Source organism: Haloferax sp. Atlit-6N, from assembly GCF_003383195.1.
Lineage (GTDB): Archaea > Halobacteriota > Halobacteria > Halobacteriales > Haloferacaceae > Haloferax > Haloferax gibbonsii.
In genome coordinates this window covers 1-469 of the sequence record NZ_QEQJ01000292.1, presented here as the reverse complement: position 1 = coordinate 469, position 469 = coordinate 1, and the positions used below count along the sequence as shown (strand labels likewise).

The window sequence follows — 469 nt, the reverse complement described above, 5'->3', positions numbered from 1 at the left end:
GTCGGCGATGCCCTGTTTGACCTGCTGTAGCTCGTCGCGCATCTTCTCGTAGGAGTAGTCGAGCGTCTCGGTCGGGTCCTCCGCACGGTTGAGGAGGGCGTTTATCTTCGACCGGATGACGTACGACGTGCGAGAGAGAATTCCCATACCCAATTACTACGCGACGTTCGGCTTAAAACCTCACCAGCGCAACCTGTCTCTATGACCGAGACGATTCTCGTTCCCGGGGGGCGCGACGTGCGGGCGACCCTCGACCGCGCCCGCGGAGACGGCGCGGACGACACTGACGACCGGGCGACCCGAAGCGACGCCGTCGTCGTCGCCTGTCCGCCCCATCCACAACACCAAGGCCACCGCGGCGACGGCCGCCTCGTCGCCGTCAGCGACGCGCTCACCGCCCGCGGCGTCGACTGCCTCCGCTTCGATTACGGCGCGTGGGACGAGGGCTACGGCGAGCGCGCCGACACCC

General features: G+C 67.2%; 1 protein-coding gene and 1 pseudogene. One reads left to right on the top strand and one right to left on the bottom strand.

The window, feature by feature from the left end; translation table 11 throughout:
* Nucleotides 1-147: PspA/IM30 family protein (locus DEQ92_RS22410; protein ID WP_394338721.1), on the bottom strand; the 147-nt coding region annotated here is incomplete at its 3' end.
* A 54-nt stretch (nt 148-201) separates the two neighbouring features.
* On the opposite strand from DEQ92_RS22410, the pseudogene DEQ92_RS22405 reads away from it, so the two are divergent.
* Nucleotides 202-469 (top strand): annotated as a pseudogene (locus tag DEQ92_RS22405) (alpha/beta hydrolase); the annotation flags it as partial.